15 protein-coding genes and 5 tRNA genes are annotated in these 17,708 nt (G+C 44.3%); all 20 read right to left on the bottom strand.

The window, feature by feature from the left end:
* Positions 1-28: 28 nt before the first annotated feature.
* The 20 genes from rpoB to NQ518_RS11820 all read right to left on the bottom strand — a co-directional run bounded on the left by rpoB (position 29) and on the right by NQ518_RS11820 (position 17,680).
* Entirely contained in the window at positions 29-3,841 is a 3,813-nt protein-coding gene (gene rpoB, locus NQ518_RS11915) for a DNA-directed RNA polymerase subunit beta (protein ID WP_227961719.1), read from the bottom strand.
* A 165-nt stretch (positions 3,842-4,006) separates the two neighbouring features.
* Positions 4,007-4,384, bottom strand: coding sequence for a 50S ribosomal protein L7/L12 (gene rplL / locus NQ518_RS11910; RefSeq protein WP_004350093.1), 378 nt, complete (start codon positions 4,382-4,384; stop codon positions 4,007-4,009).
* A gap of 74 nt (positions 4,385-4,458) precedes the next feature.
* Positions 4,459-4,977: a 50S ribosomal protein L10 gene (gene rplJ / locus NQ518_RS11905; RefSeq protein WP_227961720.1), complete on the bottom strand. Its 519-nt coding sequence runs from the start codon at positions 4,975-4,977 to the stop codon at positions 4,459-4,461.
* Positions 4,978-4,995: 18 nt separating this feature from the next.
* Positions 4,996-5,688 carry a 50S ribosomal protein L1 gene (gene rplA / locus NQ518_RS11900; protein ID WP_023057894.1) on the bottom strand — a complete coding sequence of 231 codons (693 nt, stop codon included), beginning with the start codon at positions 5,686-5,688 and terminating at the stop codon, positions 4,996-4,998.
* A 14-nt stretch (positions 5,689-5,702) separates the two neighbouring features.
* Positions 5,703-6,146 carry a 50S ribosomal protein L11 gene (gene rplK, locus NQ518_RS11895; RefSeq protein WP_023057936.1) on the bottom strand — a complete coding sequence of 148 codons (444 nt, stop codon included), beginning with the start codon at positions 6,144-6,146 and terminating at the stop codon, positions 5,703-5,705.
* Between the two features lie 56 nt (positions 6,147-6,202).
* A complete protein-coding gene (nusG, locus tag NQ518_RS11890; RefSeq protein ID WP_227206776.1) occupies positions 6,203-6,748 on the bottom strand; it encodes a transcription termination/antitermination protein NusG in 546 nt (181 codons plus the stop codon).
* An 11-nt stretch (positions 6,749-6,759) separates the two neighbouring features.
* Entirely contained in the window at positions 6,760-6,972 is a 213-nt protein-coding gene (secE, locus tag NQ518_RS11885) for a preprotein translocase subunit SecE (protein ID WP_081454883.1), read from the bottom strand.
* Between the two features lie 16 nt (positions 6,973-6,988).
* Positions 6,989-7,061, bottom strand: a tRNA-Trp gene (locus NQ518_RS11880).
* A gap of 80 nt (positions 7,062-7,141) precedes the next feature.
* The gene (gene tuf / locus NQ518_RS11875) at positions 7,142-8,338 is read right to left on the bottom strand and encodes an elongation factor Tu (RefSeq protein ID WP_004350087.1); all 1,197 of its coding nucleotides are present in this window, start codon (positions 8,336-8,338) and stop codon (positions 7,142-7,144) included.
* A gap of 86 nt (positions 8,339-8,424) precedes the next feature.
* A tRNA-Thr gene (locus NQ518_RS11870) sits at positions 8,425-8,496 on the bottom strand.
* Between the two features lie 6 nt (positions 8,497-8,502).
* Positions 8,503-8,575: transfer RNA gene (locus NQ518_RS11865), tRNA-Gly, on the bottom strand.
* A 17-nt stretch (positions 8,576-8,592) separates the two neighbouring features.
* Positions 8,593-8,675: transfer RNA gene (locus tag NQ518_RS11860), tRNA-Tyr, on the bottom strand.
* A 37-nt stretch (positions 8,676-8,712) separates the two neighbouring features.
* Positions 8,713-8,786, bottom strand: a tRNA-Thr gene (locus NQ518_RS11855).
* Positions 8,787-8,886: 100 nt separating this feature from the next.
* Positions 8,887-9,186 (bottom strand): ribosome hibernation-promoting factor, HPF/YfiA family, encoded by a 300-nt coding sequence (hpf, locus tag NQ518_RS11850; RefSeq protein ID WP_227961722.1) that lies wholly within the window; start codon positions 9,184-9,186, stop codon positions 8,887-8,889.
* 26 nt (positions 9,187-9,212) lie between these two features.
* Positions 9,213-10,091: a tyrosine recombinase XerC gene (locus NQ518_RS11845; protein WP_227961724.1), complete on the bottom strand. Its 879-nt coding sequence runs from the start codon at positions 10,089-10,091 to the stop codon at positions 9,213-9,215.
* 135 nt (positions 10,092-10,226) lie between these two features.
* Positions 10,227-10,418 carry a 30S ribosomal protein S21 gene (gene rpsU, locus NQ518_RS11840; RefSeq protein ID WP_004350084.1) on the bottom strand — a complete coding sequence of 64 codons (192 nt, stop codon included), beginning with the start codon at positions 10,416-10,418 and terminating at the stop codon, positions 10,227-10,229.
* Between the two features lie 299 nt (positions 10,419-10,717).
* Positions 10,718-11,437, bottom strand: a complete 720-nt coding sequence (locus NQ518_RS11835) for an SIMPL domain-containing protein (RefSeq protein ID WP_227961726.1) — start codon at positions 11,435-11,437, stop codon at positions 10,718-10,720.
* A 26-nt stretch (positions 11,438-11,463) separates the two neighbouring features.
* Positions 11,464-13,245, bottom strand: a complete 1,782-nt coding sequence (locus NQ518_RS11830) for a glycoside hydrolase family 15 protein (RefSeq protein ID WP_227961728.1) — start codon at positions 13,243-13,245, stop codon at positions 11,464-11,466.
* Between the two features lie 122 nt (positions 13,246-13,367).
* Positions 13,368-15,545, bottom strand: coding sequence for a bifunctional alpha,alpha-trehalose-phosphate synthase (UDP-forming)/trehalose-phosphatase (locus NQ518_RS11825; protein WP_227961730.1), 2,178 nt, complete (start codon positions 15,543-15,545; stop codon positions 13,368-13,370).
* Between the two features lie 416 nt (positions 15,546-15,961).
* Positions 15,962-17,680, bottom strand: coding sequence for a RagB/SusD family nutrient uptake outer membrane protein (locus NQ518_RS11820; protein ID WP_227961732.1), 1,719 nt, complete (start codon positions 17,678-17,680; stop codon positions 15,962-15,964).
* Positions 17,681-17,708: the final 28 nt, after the last annotated feature.

Here is a 17,708-nt window from a genome sequence, read left to right as displayed (position 1 = left end):
TTATTGTGTGAAAACAATCTATTCATTACTAATCGAGTTTCACGCTCAATCCGAGTCCACGCAATTCATGGAGAAGCACATTCAACGATTCAGGAATACCAGGTGTTGGCATGGAATCGCCTTTGACGATGGCTTCGTAAGCCTTGCTGCGCCCAACGGTGTCATCTGACTTGATGGTGAGAATCTCTTGTAACACATGACTGGCTCCGAAAGCTTCAAGAGCCCACACCTCCATCTCACCAAAACGTTGTCCACCGAACTGTGCTTTACCACCAAGTGGCTGTTGGGTAATCAAAGAGTAAGGACCAATAGAGCGTGCATGCATTTTATCCTCAACCATGTGTCCGAGCTTCAAGAAATAGGTGATACCCACCGTTGCAGGCTGGTCAAACTTCTTTCCTGTTTCTCCATCATACAGATGGGTAGAACACAAGTGAGGCAATCCGGCTTTGTCTGTCCATTCTGATAAATCATCCAATTTAGCACCATCGAAAATAGGTGTAGCAAACTTAACACCCAGCTTGCGACCGGCAGCACCAAGGATAGCTTCGAATATCTGTCCCAGGTTCATACGAGAAGGCACACCCAATGGGTTCAGCACCAAGTCAACCGGACGACCGTCTTCCAAGAATGGCATATCCTCTACACGGACAATCTTAGACACGATACCCTTGTTACCATGGCGTCCTGCGAGTTTATCACCCACACTAATCTTACGTTTCTTAGCGATGTATACCTTTGCCATCTGCAAAACGCCTGTTGGGAGTTCGTCACCGATAGAGATGGCAAACTTACGACGCTTCAATTCAGCATCAAGCAACTTGTATTTTCGGATATAATTGAGTATCAACGTCTGGATGAGGCCATTGGTATGGTCATCATCCGTCCAATCGTTTGACTGAATTCCGTCATACTCCAGATTCTTCAAAGCGGCAGCTGTAAAATTGCTTCCCTTTGTAATAATCTCGGCACCCGTATAATCTTTCACACCTTGTGACTTTTTGCTCTCAGTCAAAGTCAACAACTTGTCTACCAGGATATCCTTCAAGTCTGTATTCTTGGCTTCGTACTCTTCGTCAATCTTCGCAAGAATCAGTTTATCATGCTTCTTGGTCTCACGTGTCTTAATCGCACGCGTAAAGAGTTTTTTGTCAATCACGACACCACTCAAAGATGGATTGGCCTTCAAAGAAGAATCCTTCACGTCTCCAGCTTTGTCACCAAAGATGGCACGAAGCAATTTCTCTTCAGGAGAAGGATCGCTCTCGCCCTTAGGTGAAATCTTACCAATTAAGATATCACCTGGCTCCACACGTGCACCTACCCTGATGACACCATTTTCATCAAGATCCTTGGTTGCCTCTTCACTAACATTGGGGATGTCGTTGGTAAACTCTTCCATGCCTCGCTTTGTTTCGCGGACATCAAGAGAATACTCATCAACGTGGACAGATGTCAACACGTCATCACGAACGACACGTTCGGAAATAACCACAGCATCCTCATAGTTGTATCCCTTCCATGGCATGTAAGCCACCAACATATTACGACCGAGCGCCAGCTCACCATTTTCGGTAGCGTAGCCCTCAGTTAAGATGTCGCCATCCTTCACACGTTGACCTTTCACACAAATAGGACGCAAGTCGATGGTCATATTTTGATTGGTACGACGGAACTTGGGAATACGATATTCCTTCAAGGCTGGTTCGAAACTTACAAACTCTTCTTCCTCGGTGCGGTCATATAAGATACGAATGGTTGTAGCATCAACATATTCTATCACGCCATCACCTTCGGCAGTAATCATCGTACGAGAGTTTTCACACACCTGCTTCTCCAATCCTGTTCCTACGATTGGTGCATCATTGTGAAGCAAAGGTACGGCCTGACGCATCATGTTACATCCCATCAACGCGCGGTGACCATCGTCATGCTCCAAGAAAGGAATCAGCGCAGCAGAAACAGAAGCAATCTGCTGTGGAGAAACATCCATCAAGGCAACTTCATCAGGATCTACTACTGGGTAGTCGGCATCTTGACGGCATTTAACATAGTCACGAATAAATGAACCATCTTTACGCAACGGAGCATTTCCCTGTCCAACAAGCAAATCTTCCTCTTCCTCTGCAGTCATGAACACGATATGATCATTGTTCATGTCTACTTTTGTATCCTTAACTTTTCGATAAGGAGTAACAATGAAGCCCATGTCGTTGATCTTAGCATACACGCAAAGTGAAGAAATCAAGCCAATGTTTGGTCCTTCAGGACTTTCAATAGGACACAAACGACCATAGTGTGTATAGTGTACGTCACGCACTTCGAAACCTGCACGTTCACGTGAAAGTCCACCAGGGCCTAACGCTGACAAACGACGCTTGTGAGTGACCTCAGCCAATGGATTGGTTTGATCCATGAACTGTGACAATGGGTTGGTTCCAAAGAACGAGTTGATTACGCTAGTGATGGTCTTGGCATTGATCAAATCAGTAGGCGTAAAGACTTCGTTGTCACGCACGTTCATGCGTTCACGAATGGTCCTACTCATACGGGCCAACCCAATAGAGAACTGATTGGATAACTGCTCACCAACTGTACGAACGCGTCGGTTAGACAAGTGGTCAATGTCGTCCACCGTCGCGTTAGAGTTAACCAACTGAATCAAATATTTGATGATCGCAATGATATCATCTTTGGTCAACACACGGATATCCATGTCGGTATCCAGGCCCAGTTTCTTATTGATACGATAGCGGCCTACTTCTCCCAAGTCATAACGCTTGTCAGAGAAGAACAAGTTATTAAATACCTCTCTGGCACTGGCGTCATCTACCGGTTCGGCATTACGCAACTGACGATAAATATAGGTAACCGCCTCTTTTTCTGAGTTGGAAGGATCCTTCGACAGCGTATTGAAGATGATGGCAAACTTGTTAGCCATCTCAGAGTCCTTATGTAACAGGAGCGTCGAAGCACCACTATCCAAGATGTCTTGGACATTCTCAGCAGTGATTTCTGTTTCGCGTTCCATGATGACCTCATTGCGTTCGATAGATACCACTTCACCCGTATCCTCATCCACAAAGTCTTCATTCCAGCTTTTTAGAACACGTGCAGCCAACCGTCGTCCAACAGCGGCTTTCATGTTCTTCTTATTCACCTTTATTTCTTCGGCAAGATCAAAGATTTGAAGGATGTCTTTATCCGACTGATAACCTATGGCACGCAACAAAGTGGTAACAGGCAGTTTCTTCTTACGATCAATGTAGGCATACATCACATTATTAATGTCTGTTGCGAACTCAATCCACGAACCTTTGAACGGAATGATTCGGGCAGAGTACAACATTGTACCATTAGCATGTACTCCTTGACCGAAGAATACACCTGGAGAGCGATGCAGCTGAGAAACAACAACACGCTCTGCACCATTGATAACAAAAGTACCATTATCCGTCATGTATGGAATGGTACCCAGGAAAACGTCCTGGATAAAGGTACCAAAATCTTCATGATCGGGATCTGTACAATAAAGTTTCATCTTCGCCTTCAAGGGCACACTATAGGTCAATCCGCGCTCCAGACATTCTTCAATGGAATATCTAGGAGGATCGATAAAGTAATCCAAGAACTCGAGAACGAAATTATTACGCGTATCGGTGATAGGGAAGTTCTCGGCGAACACCTTATACAAACCGTCATTCTTGCGTTCCTCAGGTGGGGTTTCCAACTGTAAGAAATCCTTGAAGGACTTTAATTGCACATCGAGAAAATCCGGAAAAGGAACCGGATTATGCACGCTTGCAAAATTAATTCTGTTATCAATGATTTTTGTAGCCATATATTTTATGATTGGGAAAACAATCCCGTGAGCCAATTAGGATTTTGTCATCTTAAGACACAAAATGGTTAGGACATGCTTACTGAGCAAATCCTAACCACATTCGTAATAAAAGTAATTGGCACCGTATAACCTCTAAGGCTATACTGTACCAAATATTTAAGCTTACTTGAGTTCTGCCTTAGCGCCGGCTGCTTCGATAGCCTTCTTCAAGTTCTCAGCTTCGTCCTTAGACAAGCCTTCTTTGATGGTAGCAGGAGCACCGTCTACCAAGTCCTTTGCTTCCTTCAAGCCAAGGCCACAAGCTTCTTTCACAGCCTTTACAACCTGAAGCTTAGTAGCGCCAACTTCTGTCAAGACAACATCAAAAGATGTCTTCTCTTCAGCTGCGTCAGCTGCACCAGCAGCAGGACCAGCAGCTACAGCAACAGCTGCAGCAGCGGGCTCAATACCATACTCGTCCTTGAGGACTGTTGCCAACTCATTAACTTCCTTAACTGTCAAATTTACCAATTCTTCAGCAATAGCTTTAATATCTGCCATTTTATTCTAAAAATTTAATTTATTTTTTGTCTAATTATTTACTGTTGATGTCATCCATGAATGAGCATCGTTGATTATTCAGGACGCTCGCCTAATGTCTTCAGCACGCCATGAATGGTGTTTGCACCCGATTGGAGAGCAGAAACAACGTTCTTTGCGGGCGATTGCAGCAATGCCACAATCTCTGCGATAACTTCGTTCTTGCTCTTGAGAGCAGCCAGCTCAGCTAATTTATCAGCACCTACATAGATACTTTCTTCAGCATAAGCAGCTTTGAGGGCAGGAATTCCTTCCTTTTGATATTCCTTCAGTAGTTTAGCAGGCACATTGGCTGTCTGTGTGAACATCACAGCGGTGCTGCCTTTCAAACTGTCGTACAAAGGTTCATAGTCAACATCAGATGCGTCGAAAGCTTTCTGCAGAAGCGTATTCTTCACAACGACCATCTTGATCTCGTTCTTGAAGCATTTGCGACGAAGTGCACTGGTAGCTCCAGCATTCAATCCTGTAAGGTCTACAAGATAGAAATGTGGAAACTCCTTAAGCTTCTCACCTAGTTCAACGATTATAGTATCTTTTACTTCCTTTTTCATTTTACAAAACTTTTAGAGTTATTCAACTGATTTAGGATCAATCTTGATACCCTTACTCATAGTGCTGGAAATAAAGATACTCTTGATGTACGTACCTTTTGCAGCAGTCGGTTTCAATTTGATAACCGTAGAGATAAACTCCTTCGCATTGCCATAGATTTGCTCTGCTGTCATGCTTACTTTGCCAATGGAGGTATGTATGATACCTGCCTTGTCAACTTTAAAGTCTATCTTACCCTTCTTGATTTCCGAAACTGCCTTAGCAACATCCATCGTTACCGTACCACTTTTAGGGTTAGGCATCAAGCCACGAGGTCCGAGCACACGACCCAAAGGACCTACTTTTCCCATGCATGATGGCATTGTAATGATTACATCTACATCTGTCCATCCACCTTTGATCTTTTCGATATACTCATCCAGACCAACATAGTCGGCACCTGCTTCCTTGGCAGCTGCTTCCTGATCAGGAGTACAGAGGCAGAGAACACGAGTAACCTTACCAGTTCCGTGTGGGAGTGTAACAACACCTCGCACCATCTGGTTAGCCTTTCGTGGGTCTACGCCTAAGCGAACATCAATATCCAGAGATGCATCAAACTTGGTGGTGGTGATTTCCTTCACCAATTCTGAAGCCTCTTTCAATGTGTATGCCTTCCCTGCTTCAACCTTCTCAGCTACTGATTTCTGATTTTTTGTCAGTTTACTCATTTCTAATTGAAGTTTTAATTATTTCCAGGGAATTCCCCTTTTACAGTAATACCCATACTACGTGCAGTACCTGCAACAAGTCTCATTGCACTCTCAATAGTAAAACAGTTCAAATCGGCCATCTTATCTTCAGCAATAGTCCGTACTTGATCCCAAGTAACGGAAGCTACCTTCTGGCGATTAGGCTGAGCTGAGGCTGTCTTTACTTTTGCCATCTCCTTGAGCTGTACGGCTGCAGGAGGTGTTTTGAGAACAAAATCGAATGACTTGTCAGTATAGTAAGTGATAATAACAGGAATGATTTTCCCTGCCTTATCCTGGGTTCTGGCGTTGAACTCCTTGCAGAATCCCATGATATTGATACCCTTAGAACCCAAAGCAGGTCCTACTGGTGGAGAAGGATTCGCAGCACCACCTTTAATCTGTAATTTGATTAATCCAGCTACTTCTTTAGCCATTTTTGTTAATATTTAATTTAATATATACGAAAGATAACCTAACGCCCGTAACTGCGTTAAGCCTCTTTTTCAACTTGCATAAAACTTAGTTCCAACGGAGTCTTACGTCCAAAAATCTTTACCAAGACCTTCAGTTTATGTTTCTCGGCATTCACCTCTTCAATGACGCCACTGAACCCACTAAAAGGCCCATCTGTTACCTTGACAACCTCATCAACCTCATAAGGAACTTCAATCCCGTTCATTATTTCGGTATCTTCGGCTTCGCCAAGCATACGATTGATTTCAGACTGGGGAACAGGGGATGGATTATCCAATCCTCCTAGGAAACCCAAGCAATTGGGCATAAAACGCAAAGTATGCGCCACATCACCCACGAGGGAAGCTTCAACAAAAATGTATCCCGGGAGACTGATCTTCTCCTTTTCAACTCTCTTGCCATTACGCAAGGTTGCATGTTTCTCCATCGGTATCAAAACCTGAGAGACATGCTGTTGTAACAACGTGTTGTGTTTGATTTCAGCCTCGATGTATTCTTTCAACTTGGCTTCTTTTCCACTGACAGCACGCAGTACATACCAATTCTTTTTTGTTTCTGCCATATCCTAATGATTTAACCTGGATAAACAATGCCCATCAAGTGCTGGAAGCACCAGTCCATACAGAACACAATCAGTGCAATGACTAGGGAAGCAGATAATACAACCACTGCACTGTGAGTTAATTCCCGGCTTGTAGGCCAAGTAGTTTTATGCGCAAGTTCATCATAGCAAGCTTTGCAGTAATTTACTACATTCTTGAAAAAACTTTCAATCTTCTTAAACATATGATTTTCTTTTTAGCACGGGTTGAAAGACTCGAACTCTCGACACCTGGTTTTGGAGACCAGTGCTCTACCAACTGAGCTAAACCCGTAAAAGAAGTCCCCGCAACCGCATTGCGGGAACTTTGTATGATAACGAGAAAAGGTATACTTTTACTCGCGTGTGGTCAATTTACTTTACGTCGTCAAGAATCTGTGTGATCTGGCCAGAACCTACGGTACGACCACCCTCACGGATAGCGAAACGAAGACCTTCGTTCAGGGCAACCTTGTAAATCAAGGTAACCTCAATCTCTACGTTGTCACCAGGCATCACCATCTCTACGCCTTCTGGCAAAGTGATCTCACCTGTACAGTCCATTGTACGGAGATAGAACTGAGGACGATACTTGTTTCCGAATGGAGTATGACGTCCACCCTCTTCCTTCTTCAATACATAGATGGAAGCCTTGAAGTGATCGTGAGGAGTGATGGCACCTGGGTGTACAACAACCATACCACGCTTTACTTCATCCTTATCGATACCGCGGAGCAAAAGTCCTACGTTATCACCTGCTTCACCTTCAGAAAGAATCTTACGGAACATTTCAACGCCTGTTACAACAGACTTCTTGTCCTCACCAAGACCGAGCAACTGAATCTCGTCGCCAACCTTTACCTTACCAGTCTCAATACGTCCTGTTACAACGGTACCACGACCTGTGATAGAGAACACGTCCTCTACTGGCATCAAGAAAGGTTTGTCAAGGTCACGCTCTGGCTCTTGAATCCACTCGTCAACAGTGTCCATCAACGTCATCACGCTGTCAACCCACTTGTCAACACCATTCAATGCACCCAGTGCAGAACCACGAACGATTGGAGTATCCTCTTCGAATTCGTATTGCTCAAGAAGTTCGCGCAACTCCATTTCAACGAGTTCAAGCATCTCTTCGTCTTCTACCAAGTCACACTTGTTCATGAACACAACCAAACGAGGAACGTTTACCTGACGAGCCAAAAGCACGTGCTCACGTGTCTGTGGCATAGGACCATCAGTAGCAGCAACTACAAGGATAGAGCCATCCATCTGAGCAGCACCAGTAACCATGTTCTTTACATAGTCGGCGTGACCCGGACAGTCTACGTGTGCGTAGTGACGTTTAGCTGTTTCATACTCGATGTGTGAAGAGTTGATGGTGATACCACGCTCTTTCTCCTCAGGAGCATTGTCAATTTGGTCAAACGACTTTACATCCTCACCACCGAAACCCTTGTCATGAAGAGTTTTAGAGATGGCAGCTGTCAAAGTAGTCTTACCGTGGTCAACGTGACCAATTGTACCAATGTTAACGTGCGGTTTGGTACGTTTGAATTCTTCTTTAGCCATAGCTTTTCTTTTTTATTTATATAAATGAATAGTCAAAAGTTTTTTCTGTTTTTCTACAAAGGATCTATAAAATAGAACCGAAGTAGAGCTGTAACTGAGAGTTGAACTCAGGACCTCTTCCTTACCAAGGAAGTGCTCTACCACTGAGCTATTACAGCAGCGAGAGCGGAAAACGGGGCTCAAACCCGCGACCCCCAGCTTGGAAGGCTAGTGCTCTATCAACTGAGCTATTTCCGCAAAAACTTCTACTGAAGTGGGTAGTGATGGATTCGAACCACCGAAGTCGAAAGACAGCAGATTTACAGTCTGCCCCATTTGGCCACTCTGGTAACTACCCTTTTTGTTTTTACAACCCGCACTTCTCTTTGTTGGAGAGCCTCTTGTCGGATTCGAACCAACGACCCCGAGATTACAAATCACGTGCTCTGGCCAACTGAGCTAAAGAGGCGATTCTATGCAGCCGTCAAACCACTCGTTTAATACGTGTTGTAAAACGGCTGCAAAGATAGGGATTATTTTTTAATCGCCAAAGCTTTTTTGATTTTTTTTTAATGCGCCCGCATTTTTTCTTTGTATTTGGAGATTTGAACCCGCATCGCGTCTACACAGAGGTCAACGCCCTCTTCAAATGTATCACAAGTTTTCTCCACAAACAAAGTACTGCCAGGAACGGCTACCGTTAAGGCTGTCTGCTTGTTCAATGCAGTTGCTGGCTTGATTAATTTCAGTTGCACCTCTACTTTCCGAATATCTTCCAATGTTTTTTCTAACTTGCCTACTTTTTTTTCGATAAAGGCTTCCAATTTCTCGGTAGTGTCAAAATGAATTGACTGAATCTTAATTTCCATAATACCTCCTGTTATTTTTAAAAAGGTTAAGCTCGGGGATGAGCCTTCTCATAGACTTTTTTCAACTGCTCAAACGTCGTATGCGTATAGATTTCGGTTGTTTCCAGACTTTCATGCCCCAACAACTTTTGCACGTTTTCAAGCCCTGCCCCATTGTTGAGCATCGTGGTTGCAAAGGTGTGCCTAAGCACGTGTGGTGTACGTTTCTTCAAAGTGCAGACCAGCGACAAATGTTTCTTTACAAGATACCTGACTTGGTTGTGGTTCAGTCGAACACCGTTTTTTGACAAAAAGAAGGCCGACGAGTTTCGCACAATCTGATCGTTACGTTGATTCAAATACTCCTGAAGAACCTGATACAATTCATCACCGAATGGAACCAGTCGCTGTTTATTCCTTTTTCCCAGCACTTTAAACTGCCGGTTGACAAAGTCTACTGAAACATCATCCAACCCTATCAGTTCCGCCAACCGCATGCCTGTTTCATAAAAGGTAATAATAATGGTACGCGCGAGGGCATCTTGATAGCTGGTATCCCATGTGCTGGCATCCAGCAGCTCATCCATTTCTGATTCTTTCAAAAACTGCGGTAAGGGTTTACCCATCTTGGGACGTTCTATACGCAGGGTGGGATTGACCTGAACCAAGCCTCGGGAAAGGGAATAGCGATAGAAGGAACGCAATGCACTCAATCTTCTGCAAATTGAAGTGGCACTGTTCCCACGATCCATCATATCCTCCATCCAACCGCGGATGATATCCGAGTCTACCGACTCCCATGTGATTTGATCCCCTAAGCCTTGAAAATAGCGTTCAAAGGCCCTCAGGTCATCGCCGTAGCTTTTAGCTGTAAGCTCTGAGCGATTTTTCTCAAATCTCAGGTAGTTCAAAAACTCTTCTATCATGACGCCTTCCGTTGAAGTATTGCATCTGAAGCTTCATTCTCTCGAAACGATGTATGTCCTCTCACAGAGAGCAGCATCAGATTTTGCAACGAAAATAAGGAAATTAATTTAAACTACCAAATTTTTTAGAAGATTTTACTCTTCTGCGTCGCGCAACTTCTGTATGTAGATGGCACGTTCCATCTTCAGGCGCTTCAAAACCGACGGCTTGTTGTACTGCTGACGAGCACGCAACTCTTTAGACACACCGGTTTTATCGAATTTTCTCTTGAATTTTTTAAGAGCCCTTTCGATGTTTTCACCATCTTTTACTGGTACGATAATCATGTTGTTGTATTTAATTGTTTATAGTTTATTATGTTGCATGGTGACATCACGCCACCAAATGCGGGTGCAAAATTACGACTTATTTATCAAACAGCCAAGTTTTTAGATTACATTTTAATTTTTACATCAAGCCATACGGTTTACGTTAACAAAAAAGTAGCCAAGCGCTAACAAGATGCAATGTATATGGTTGAACGGTTAAAAAACAAGAAACATGACATTCAATATGCACGAATTTTCTTGACAACAAACATTTGTATCATTAGAGTGTTTGCAAACACAGGATGTAGGTTGCCTCCCTATTTCAATGAGAAGACCACCTGAACATCTGTGCTGATTTCGTTTTGACCGGTTGGAACTGTCGCCATGTCGTTTGATTTGTACTCAAGTTTTGCACGATTACTCAACAAGGCAGACGAGACGTCATCTCCGCTGTTTTCTACAATGGTAATCACCTTGCCCAACTTCCTGCCACATAATGCTGCATACTGTTCGGCCTTTTCATGCGCTTTGCGATAAGCCAGTTCGCGACTTTTCTTGAACAAATCTGTTTTCTGGTCGATGTCAAAGCTGATTTCATTGAGTTCCACGTTGCTGATGGCTGCCAACTTATCCAACAACGTAGAAAGGCGTCCGCCATCTTTGACAATATTTCTGACGGTAATCTCGACGTTTTGCTGTGCGCTCTGTCCCAAGCGTACACGCCGACCGTTTCTGTACTCATAGTCAGCTTGATAACTGAGGGCGGTTGTCTTCAGGTTTTTAATGTCAATTTTCTCCTCCTGCAAGATTTTGGTTATTGCTTTCAGCGTCTGATCGGCCAGCTTCTTTGCTTCCTGGGTGGTTGCCGCCGTATGGGCGAAGCTGACGTTAATCTGCGCCATGTCGGGCTGCGCCTTTACGGTTCCCGTCCCCATGACGGCAACTGTATTTTGCTTTTCTCCAGAACTGGTGCTACATGAAACCAGTGAGAGGCCCATCAGAGCCATACCCACGGCGTACATTGTCATTCGTTTCATCTCGTTTTTCGTTTTTAAAGTTTATACTATAGATGCATGCTTTTCACTTCTTCGGTAAAAAGCAGTGCGGTGTTAATCAGCGCTAAGTGTGAGTAAGCCTGCGGAAAATTACCAAGTTGCTCTTTGGTTTCAAAATCAAGATCCTCGCTGAACAGCCCCAGATGGTTCGAATAAGTGAGCAACTCGTCGAACAAGCTGCGGGCTTCCTCCTTCTCACCCGTGACGAACAAAGCCCGAATCAACCAAAACGTGCAGATGGTAAAGGCCGACTTGGGCTGTCCGAAATCGTCTTCCACGTTGTATCGGTACATCAAACCGTTGTGGAAAAGTGCCTTCTTGATGGCTTTCACCGTTTTATGAAAATAGATGTCGTCGGCATCAATAAAGCCATAATGCTCCATGAGCAACAATGAAGAGTCGAGCGAGGTGCTGCCATAGGCTTGCGTAAAGCTCTGCAACTGCTCATTCCAGCCGTTCGCCCACACGTCTTCTTTCACCTTATCGGCCTCTTCACGCCAGCGTTTTGCGTAGTCGTACTTCTCCAAGAGCGAGGCAATTCGCACCCCACGATCCAATGCCACCCAGCACATCACCTTTGATGAAACAAAGTGCTGAGCCTCACCACGAATCTCCCAGATACCCTTATCGGGTTTACGCCAGTCGTCTATGACGGTTCGCATGATGTTTTTCACCATATCCCAGAGATTCTCCACATCGTCTAATGAACCGGGAATCAGACTGAAATACTGGTAAATCAGATTCATGAGGTAGCCAAATGAGTCGTTTTGCTTCTGATGATAGGCCGCGTTACCGATTCGAACGGGCTTTGAATTGAGAAAGCCTGAGAAGTGGTCCAGCTGTTCTTCCACCAAGTCGCGCTCTCCTCTGATGCCATACATGATTTGGAAACCGTTATGATTGCCCACGAATGTAGACTCCACGAATCGCATGAATCGCTTTGCAGAACGGGTATGTCCCAAGTTGATGTGCGTCTCAATGGTCATCGATGCGTCCCTCAGCCAACAAAAGCGGTAATCCCAATTGCGCACTTCTCCAGGCGTTTCGGGCAGGCTGGTGGTCAAAGCGGCCAACACAGCACCATTGTAAAAGGACAACAGTTTTAAGGTTAGGAAACTTCGCTCGATGACATCGTTATAGTGGGTGAACTTCTTTGTCATGTTCGACCAGTTCAACCAATAGACCAACGTCCGACAATAATCCATCTTCTCCCGTTCAAGATCTATCTTAACCACCTTCTCATTGGATGCCAACAAGAAGAATTCATCTTTCTCAAGTTCGAAAACAACTCCATCCAAGACATCCTGCAACGGGAGGGAAGAATACAGATACTGTCGGTCTTTGCTGTTAGATGACGACATCGATTCTATATATTGCTCCGTCATGTTATAGATGGTCTTACCTCGGGCATAATCAGGACGGGGCTGATAGTTGACTGCAAACCTTGGATGCCCGCTGAGCAGCCGGATATACCGGTACACCTCAGCCGGGTTGTAGTTTTCATCACTATGATCCTTTCGGTAACAAGGCATGAAATCAACGACAGCGAAAGCACCTTCTTCCGAGGTGAATGTCGTTGACAATATATTGGTATGCGGTATATAGGCCTGTGTCACTTCGTACTCTTCTCCTACTTCGAAGCCAAACGACCCTCCCTTTTCTTGATCCAACAAAGATGCAAAGACCGAAGGAGAGTCAAAATTAGGCATACAAAGCCAGTCTATCGAGGCACGGTCAGAGACCAATGCCGCCGTACAACTGTTGCCTATCACGCCGTAGTTTAATTTCATATTTTGATTGGTTGTCAGTTTGTTTTAGATAATGTTTCGACTGTCAAATTAGTTTTAAACCAAGCATTGACTGCTTTTTATAGATGAGTTAATCAAAGCCTTGTTCAGCACAAGCCTCATGTTCACGACAGTAGATTATTCAAGAAAGGCAGCACATCTTTCTGTTCCAACAGGTTATAACGGGCATCATCACAAGCATAACCCACCTTGATGGTTACCGCTTCTTCTGGCAAAGCCCTGAACATGTCCTCATCGGTCACGTCATCGCCAATGGCTAAGATAAAATCATAAGAACGTTGATTCAAGATACGTTGTACTTCCGAGCCTTTTGAATATTCGGCAGGCTTTACTTCCACAATCTTGTTGCCTCGCATAATCTGGAGGTTATTTTGAGAGCATATAGGTATCAAGGCATGCATCAACTGTTGTGCTCTGAACATCCCAATCCAGTTGTCCACCTTACGATAATGCCATGCCACGGCCGTAGCTTTGACCTCCAAACGCGAGTTAGGTGTTTTGTCCTCAAATTCTCGAAGGATGCTCATGAGCCGTTCGTCCCACGCCTGTGGCTCCACATTCTCGTGCCACACGCCGTTTTCCTTATAGAATGCACCATGCTCGGCCGCAAACGACAGCGGCAGGTCGCCCAACCACTTATCAAGTGTACGGTGATCGCGACCACTGTTGATGACCACCGTATTGCGTTCATCATCACACAGCTTCCGCAACATGTTCTTCACCTCGGTAGTGGGAGATGCTTTTTCAGGATCTCTACGGAAAGCAGCCAATGTACCGTCATAGTCCAACATGATGAGTCTATGTTTGCTGGCATTGTACTTTTGCTTGATGTCCGAGAATACTCTCTTAGAGATATATTTCTTCATGAGCGTTTCATTGCGCTCAATAACTTCTTTCCACGCATCTACAAAGTCGCCTGCCCATTTCTTAACGCTCTGCTTACCAACAATGTCTTGCATGTTCTGCAATCGTTCTTTCTGCTCCTCTTCAGGCATTTCCAGCGCCTCGCAGATGGCCATGCTAATCTGGTCGGTATCATTTGGGTTGATTTGGATGGCATCCGAAAGCTCAGAAGACGCACCGGCCATCTCGCTCAATATCAATACACCAAGGTCATTGTCTTTCGTCGCGACATACTCCTTAGCCACCAAATTCATACCATCACGCAGCGGAGTGACCAAAGCGACATCAGCCAGCTTGTACATCGCCACCAAATCTTCGAAAGGAAAAGGGTGATAGTAATAACATACGGGTGTCCAACCGATACCTGCATATTTGCCATTGATAGCACCAATGCGCTCATCGATGCGCCGTTTCATCTCAGCATAACTGCTCACTTTGTCGCGCGAAGGCACGATAATCATGGCCAGCGTCACCTTATTTTGATACTCCGGATGCTTTTCCAAGAACGTTTCAAAGCCCACCAGTCGATGCAAGATGCCCTTACTGTAATCCAATCGGTCTACAGACAAGATGATTTTATGTTTACCAAACTGGTTCTTCATACGTTTTATGGCATCCTTCACGGGTCGCTTCTTTGGAGCATCATGATACAACTCGTAGTTGATGCCCATTGGCAAGGCATCCACATGCACAGCACGACCGTCTACCATGACCTCGTTCAACTTGAACTCAAGATGCAAGGTACGCTCCACGGCACTGATGAAATGTCGCATGTAGTCGTGGGTATGGAAAGCAATGAAGTCGGCACCCAGCAGTCCTCTCAACAAGTTACGACGCTCGGGCAGCACCCTGAACAACTCGTACGAGGGGAACGGAATATGATGAAAATAGCCTATCTTCAACGATGCCTTCCCATCACGCAACATCCCAGGCAACAACATCAGCTGGTAATCCTGCACCCATATCATGCTATCGTCATCAATATGTTTGAGCACCTCCTTGCAGAACAACCTGTTTACGTCCTGATAAGCCTGCCAAAAGCCTCTACGGTACTTGGAGAACTCATAAAAATAGTGGCACAGCGGCCAGATGGTACTGTTACTGTAGCCCTCATAATAATTATTGTATTGGGTTGCACTCAAGAACACCGGGTGATAATTGAATTTCTCCAACTCCTCCTTGATTTTCTTTTCATCAGCCTTCCTTTTCAAACAAACACCCGGCCATCCTATCCAATGCTGTTCATAGGATGTTTGCAATGAGTTCAAGCCCGTTGCCAAGCCGCCTTCACTACGTTCAAATTCAAAATGACCTACACTGGTTTCCTTTGCCTTCACGGGCAAACGATTCGACACGATAAACAATTTTTTCCGCTTCATATTCCTCTGTTTTAGGTGCCTAAAACATGAGTAGCGACAACAGCTACCTACATTTCACGCTTTAGGCTACTATGCAAATATACGAAAAAAAATAGTGAAAAGGAAGAATATTTAAAATGAACTCATGAATTAATAGTAAATTCATGAGTTCATTCCGATTATACAGACAACTTATCCTGATGCTGTGTGACTTTTAAAATAAAGCAAGTTGATTATCGCCATTACCTTTTATATATACTCGGGAGATGCGTCATATATACATGAAAGATACAGGTGAACCCCAGCAAAGCCACATCGACGTGAGAATAAAACCATCAATGGTCAGCTCCGCGAATGACTAACCGTGTCATAGAAACACACATTCACTGGGGCTTTGCAGGCAATCCACTAACAATTTTCACTCAGATTGATTTTACTCAATAACCAGGATTTTGCTTCAAATTCTTATTCAAGCTCATCACATCATAAGGAATGGGGAAGATGGTGGTATAACCTTGTGTATCATTCAGATAGTTTCCTGCTACAGCATTGTGCCACACACCCTCATACCGATCTTTTGTAGGCTGCGTGAAGATACCATATCGGATGGCATCCATACGACGCACACCCTCCCAAGCTAGTTCTTTCAAACGTTCATTCGAAATAACATTCAGTGTAAGAGAGGTCAATGCTGGGGCGCCAACACGTGCCCGAACAGTGTTGATGGCAGCTAATGCCGCACCCGTATTACCCAAACGATATTCAGCCTCGGCCTTTAACAGCAACGCATCTGCGTAGCGCCATACCACAAGGTCATTGTTTGTAATACCATTTGTACTCGAAGTAAGGTCAAGTTGATACTTCTTCATGCGCGCTCCCGCACATTTCACGTCATGCGCGTTGGCATCTGCGGGGAAGTCAACCTGTGGCTTGAGAGGCAAATATTCAAGATCTTGTCCTGTAGCTCCGTCCTCCACAGCTTTACCCGTATCTTCCATGTAGTCCTTATCCGTATAATAGTTAAGCTTTAGACGGGGGTCAACATCAGCCGTTCCATATCCATAAACATTCATGGCAAACACAGTGGCACAGGCACCGTTCCAACCACTATACCCGATAGCGCCCGCATGGTTGTAGTGCAACGAGCGCATTAAGTTATAATCATAATACCGGTAAGTCTTGTCATCATTAGGACGTGTAAAGATGTTCTCCTTAGAGTTCTGGTTGCTAATAGTGAAATTGTCTGCATAATTTGGTTGTAAAGTATAACCTAATGCTTCCAACTTTTCCACACAATATTTCACGGTTTCCCACGCATTACGCGCTTTCCCGTCAACTGTGATACTAACCTTTTTACCCAACTCTGTAACATTCGCTCCTAGCGTTTCACTTACTGTATTATTCCCACTCATGTCATTTCCGACAAAAGCCTGATAACTAGTTGCCGATGTAGGATTGATGGTGTATAAAGGTGAGTTCATCGCACACTTGACCAAGCACATGTAAACCACAGGTTTGGTAATGCGACCATAATATTTTCCTTCATTCTGACTCATGTCATCGGCCAAATGAGGCAAGCAGGCTTCAAGCTCAGATACAACAAACTTGAACACATCCGCACGATTACTCTGAACCACATCATTGGTATTAATTTTAGATGATGTCACCAAAGGCACCTGTCCCCACAAGTCCATCAAATAATAATAGAAGATGGCACGCAAGGCACGCAACTCATACACATAAGTAGCAGCATCTTCATTATTCTGTAACCCATTTAACTTATCGATGCCCTTATTACTTTGCCCAATAATGGTGTATATCTGGTTCCAGATATTTCGATACATATCCACAGACGAATCGAAGTTGTGCAAAAAGAAATTTTGCCACTTACCGCCATCCACCCAGTCACCTTGTCGGCCAGGTATCATTGATTCGTCACTTGAATATTGCTGCAGGGTGTGTATTGAACCCGCATCTTGCCCATAGATATAATTTTGAATAGACGAATAAACGTTGGCTACAGAGTTCGCATAAATCAGCGTGGAAGACTTGAAAGCTTCTTCTTCACTAAATGCACTCTTCGGTGTTTCATCCAGTGAGCATCCCGACAACAGCGCCGTAGAAAGAAGCAATGTTCCAAATATATATTTTTTCATAATTTGATTCCTTTCTTATTTTAGACGG

It is taken from the genome of Hoylesella buccalis ATCC 35310, from assembly GCF_025151385.1.
Lineage (GTDB): Bacteria > Bacteroidota > Bacteroidia > Bacteroidales > Bacteroidaceae > Prevotella > Prevotella buccalis.
This window is presented reverse-complemented; position numbering and strand designations above follow the sequence as displayed.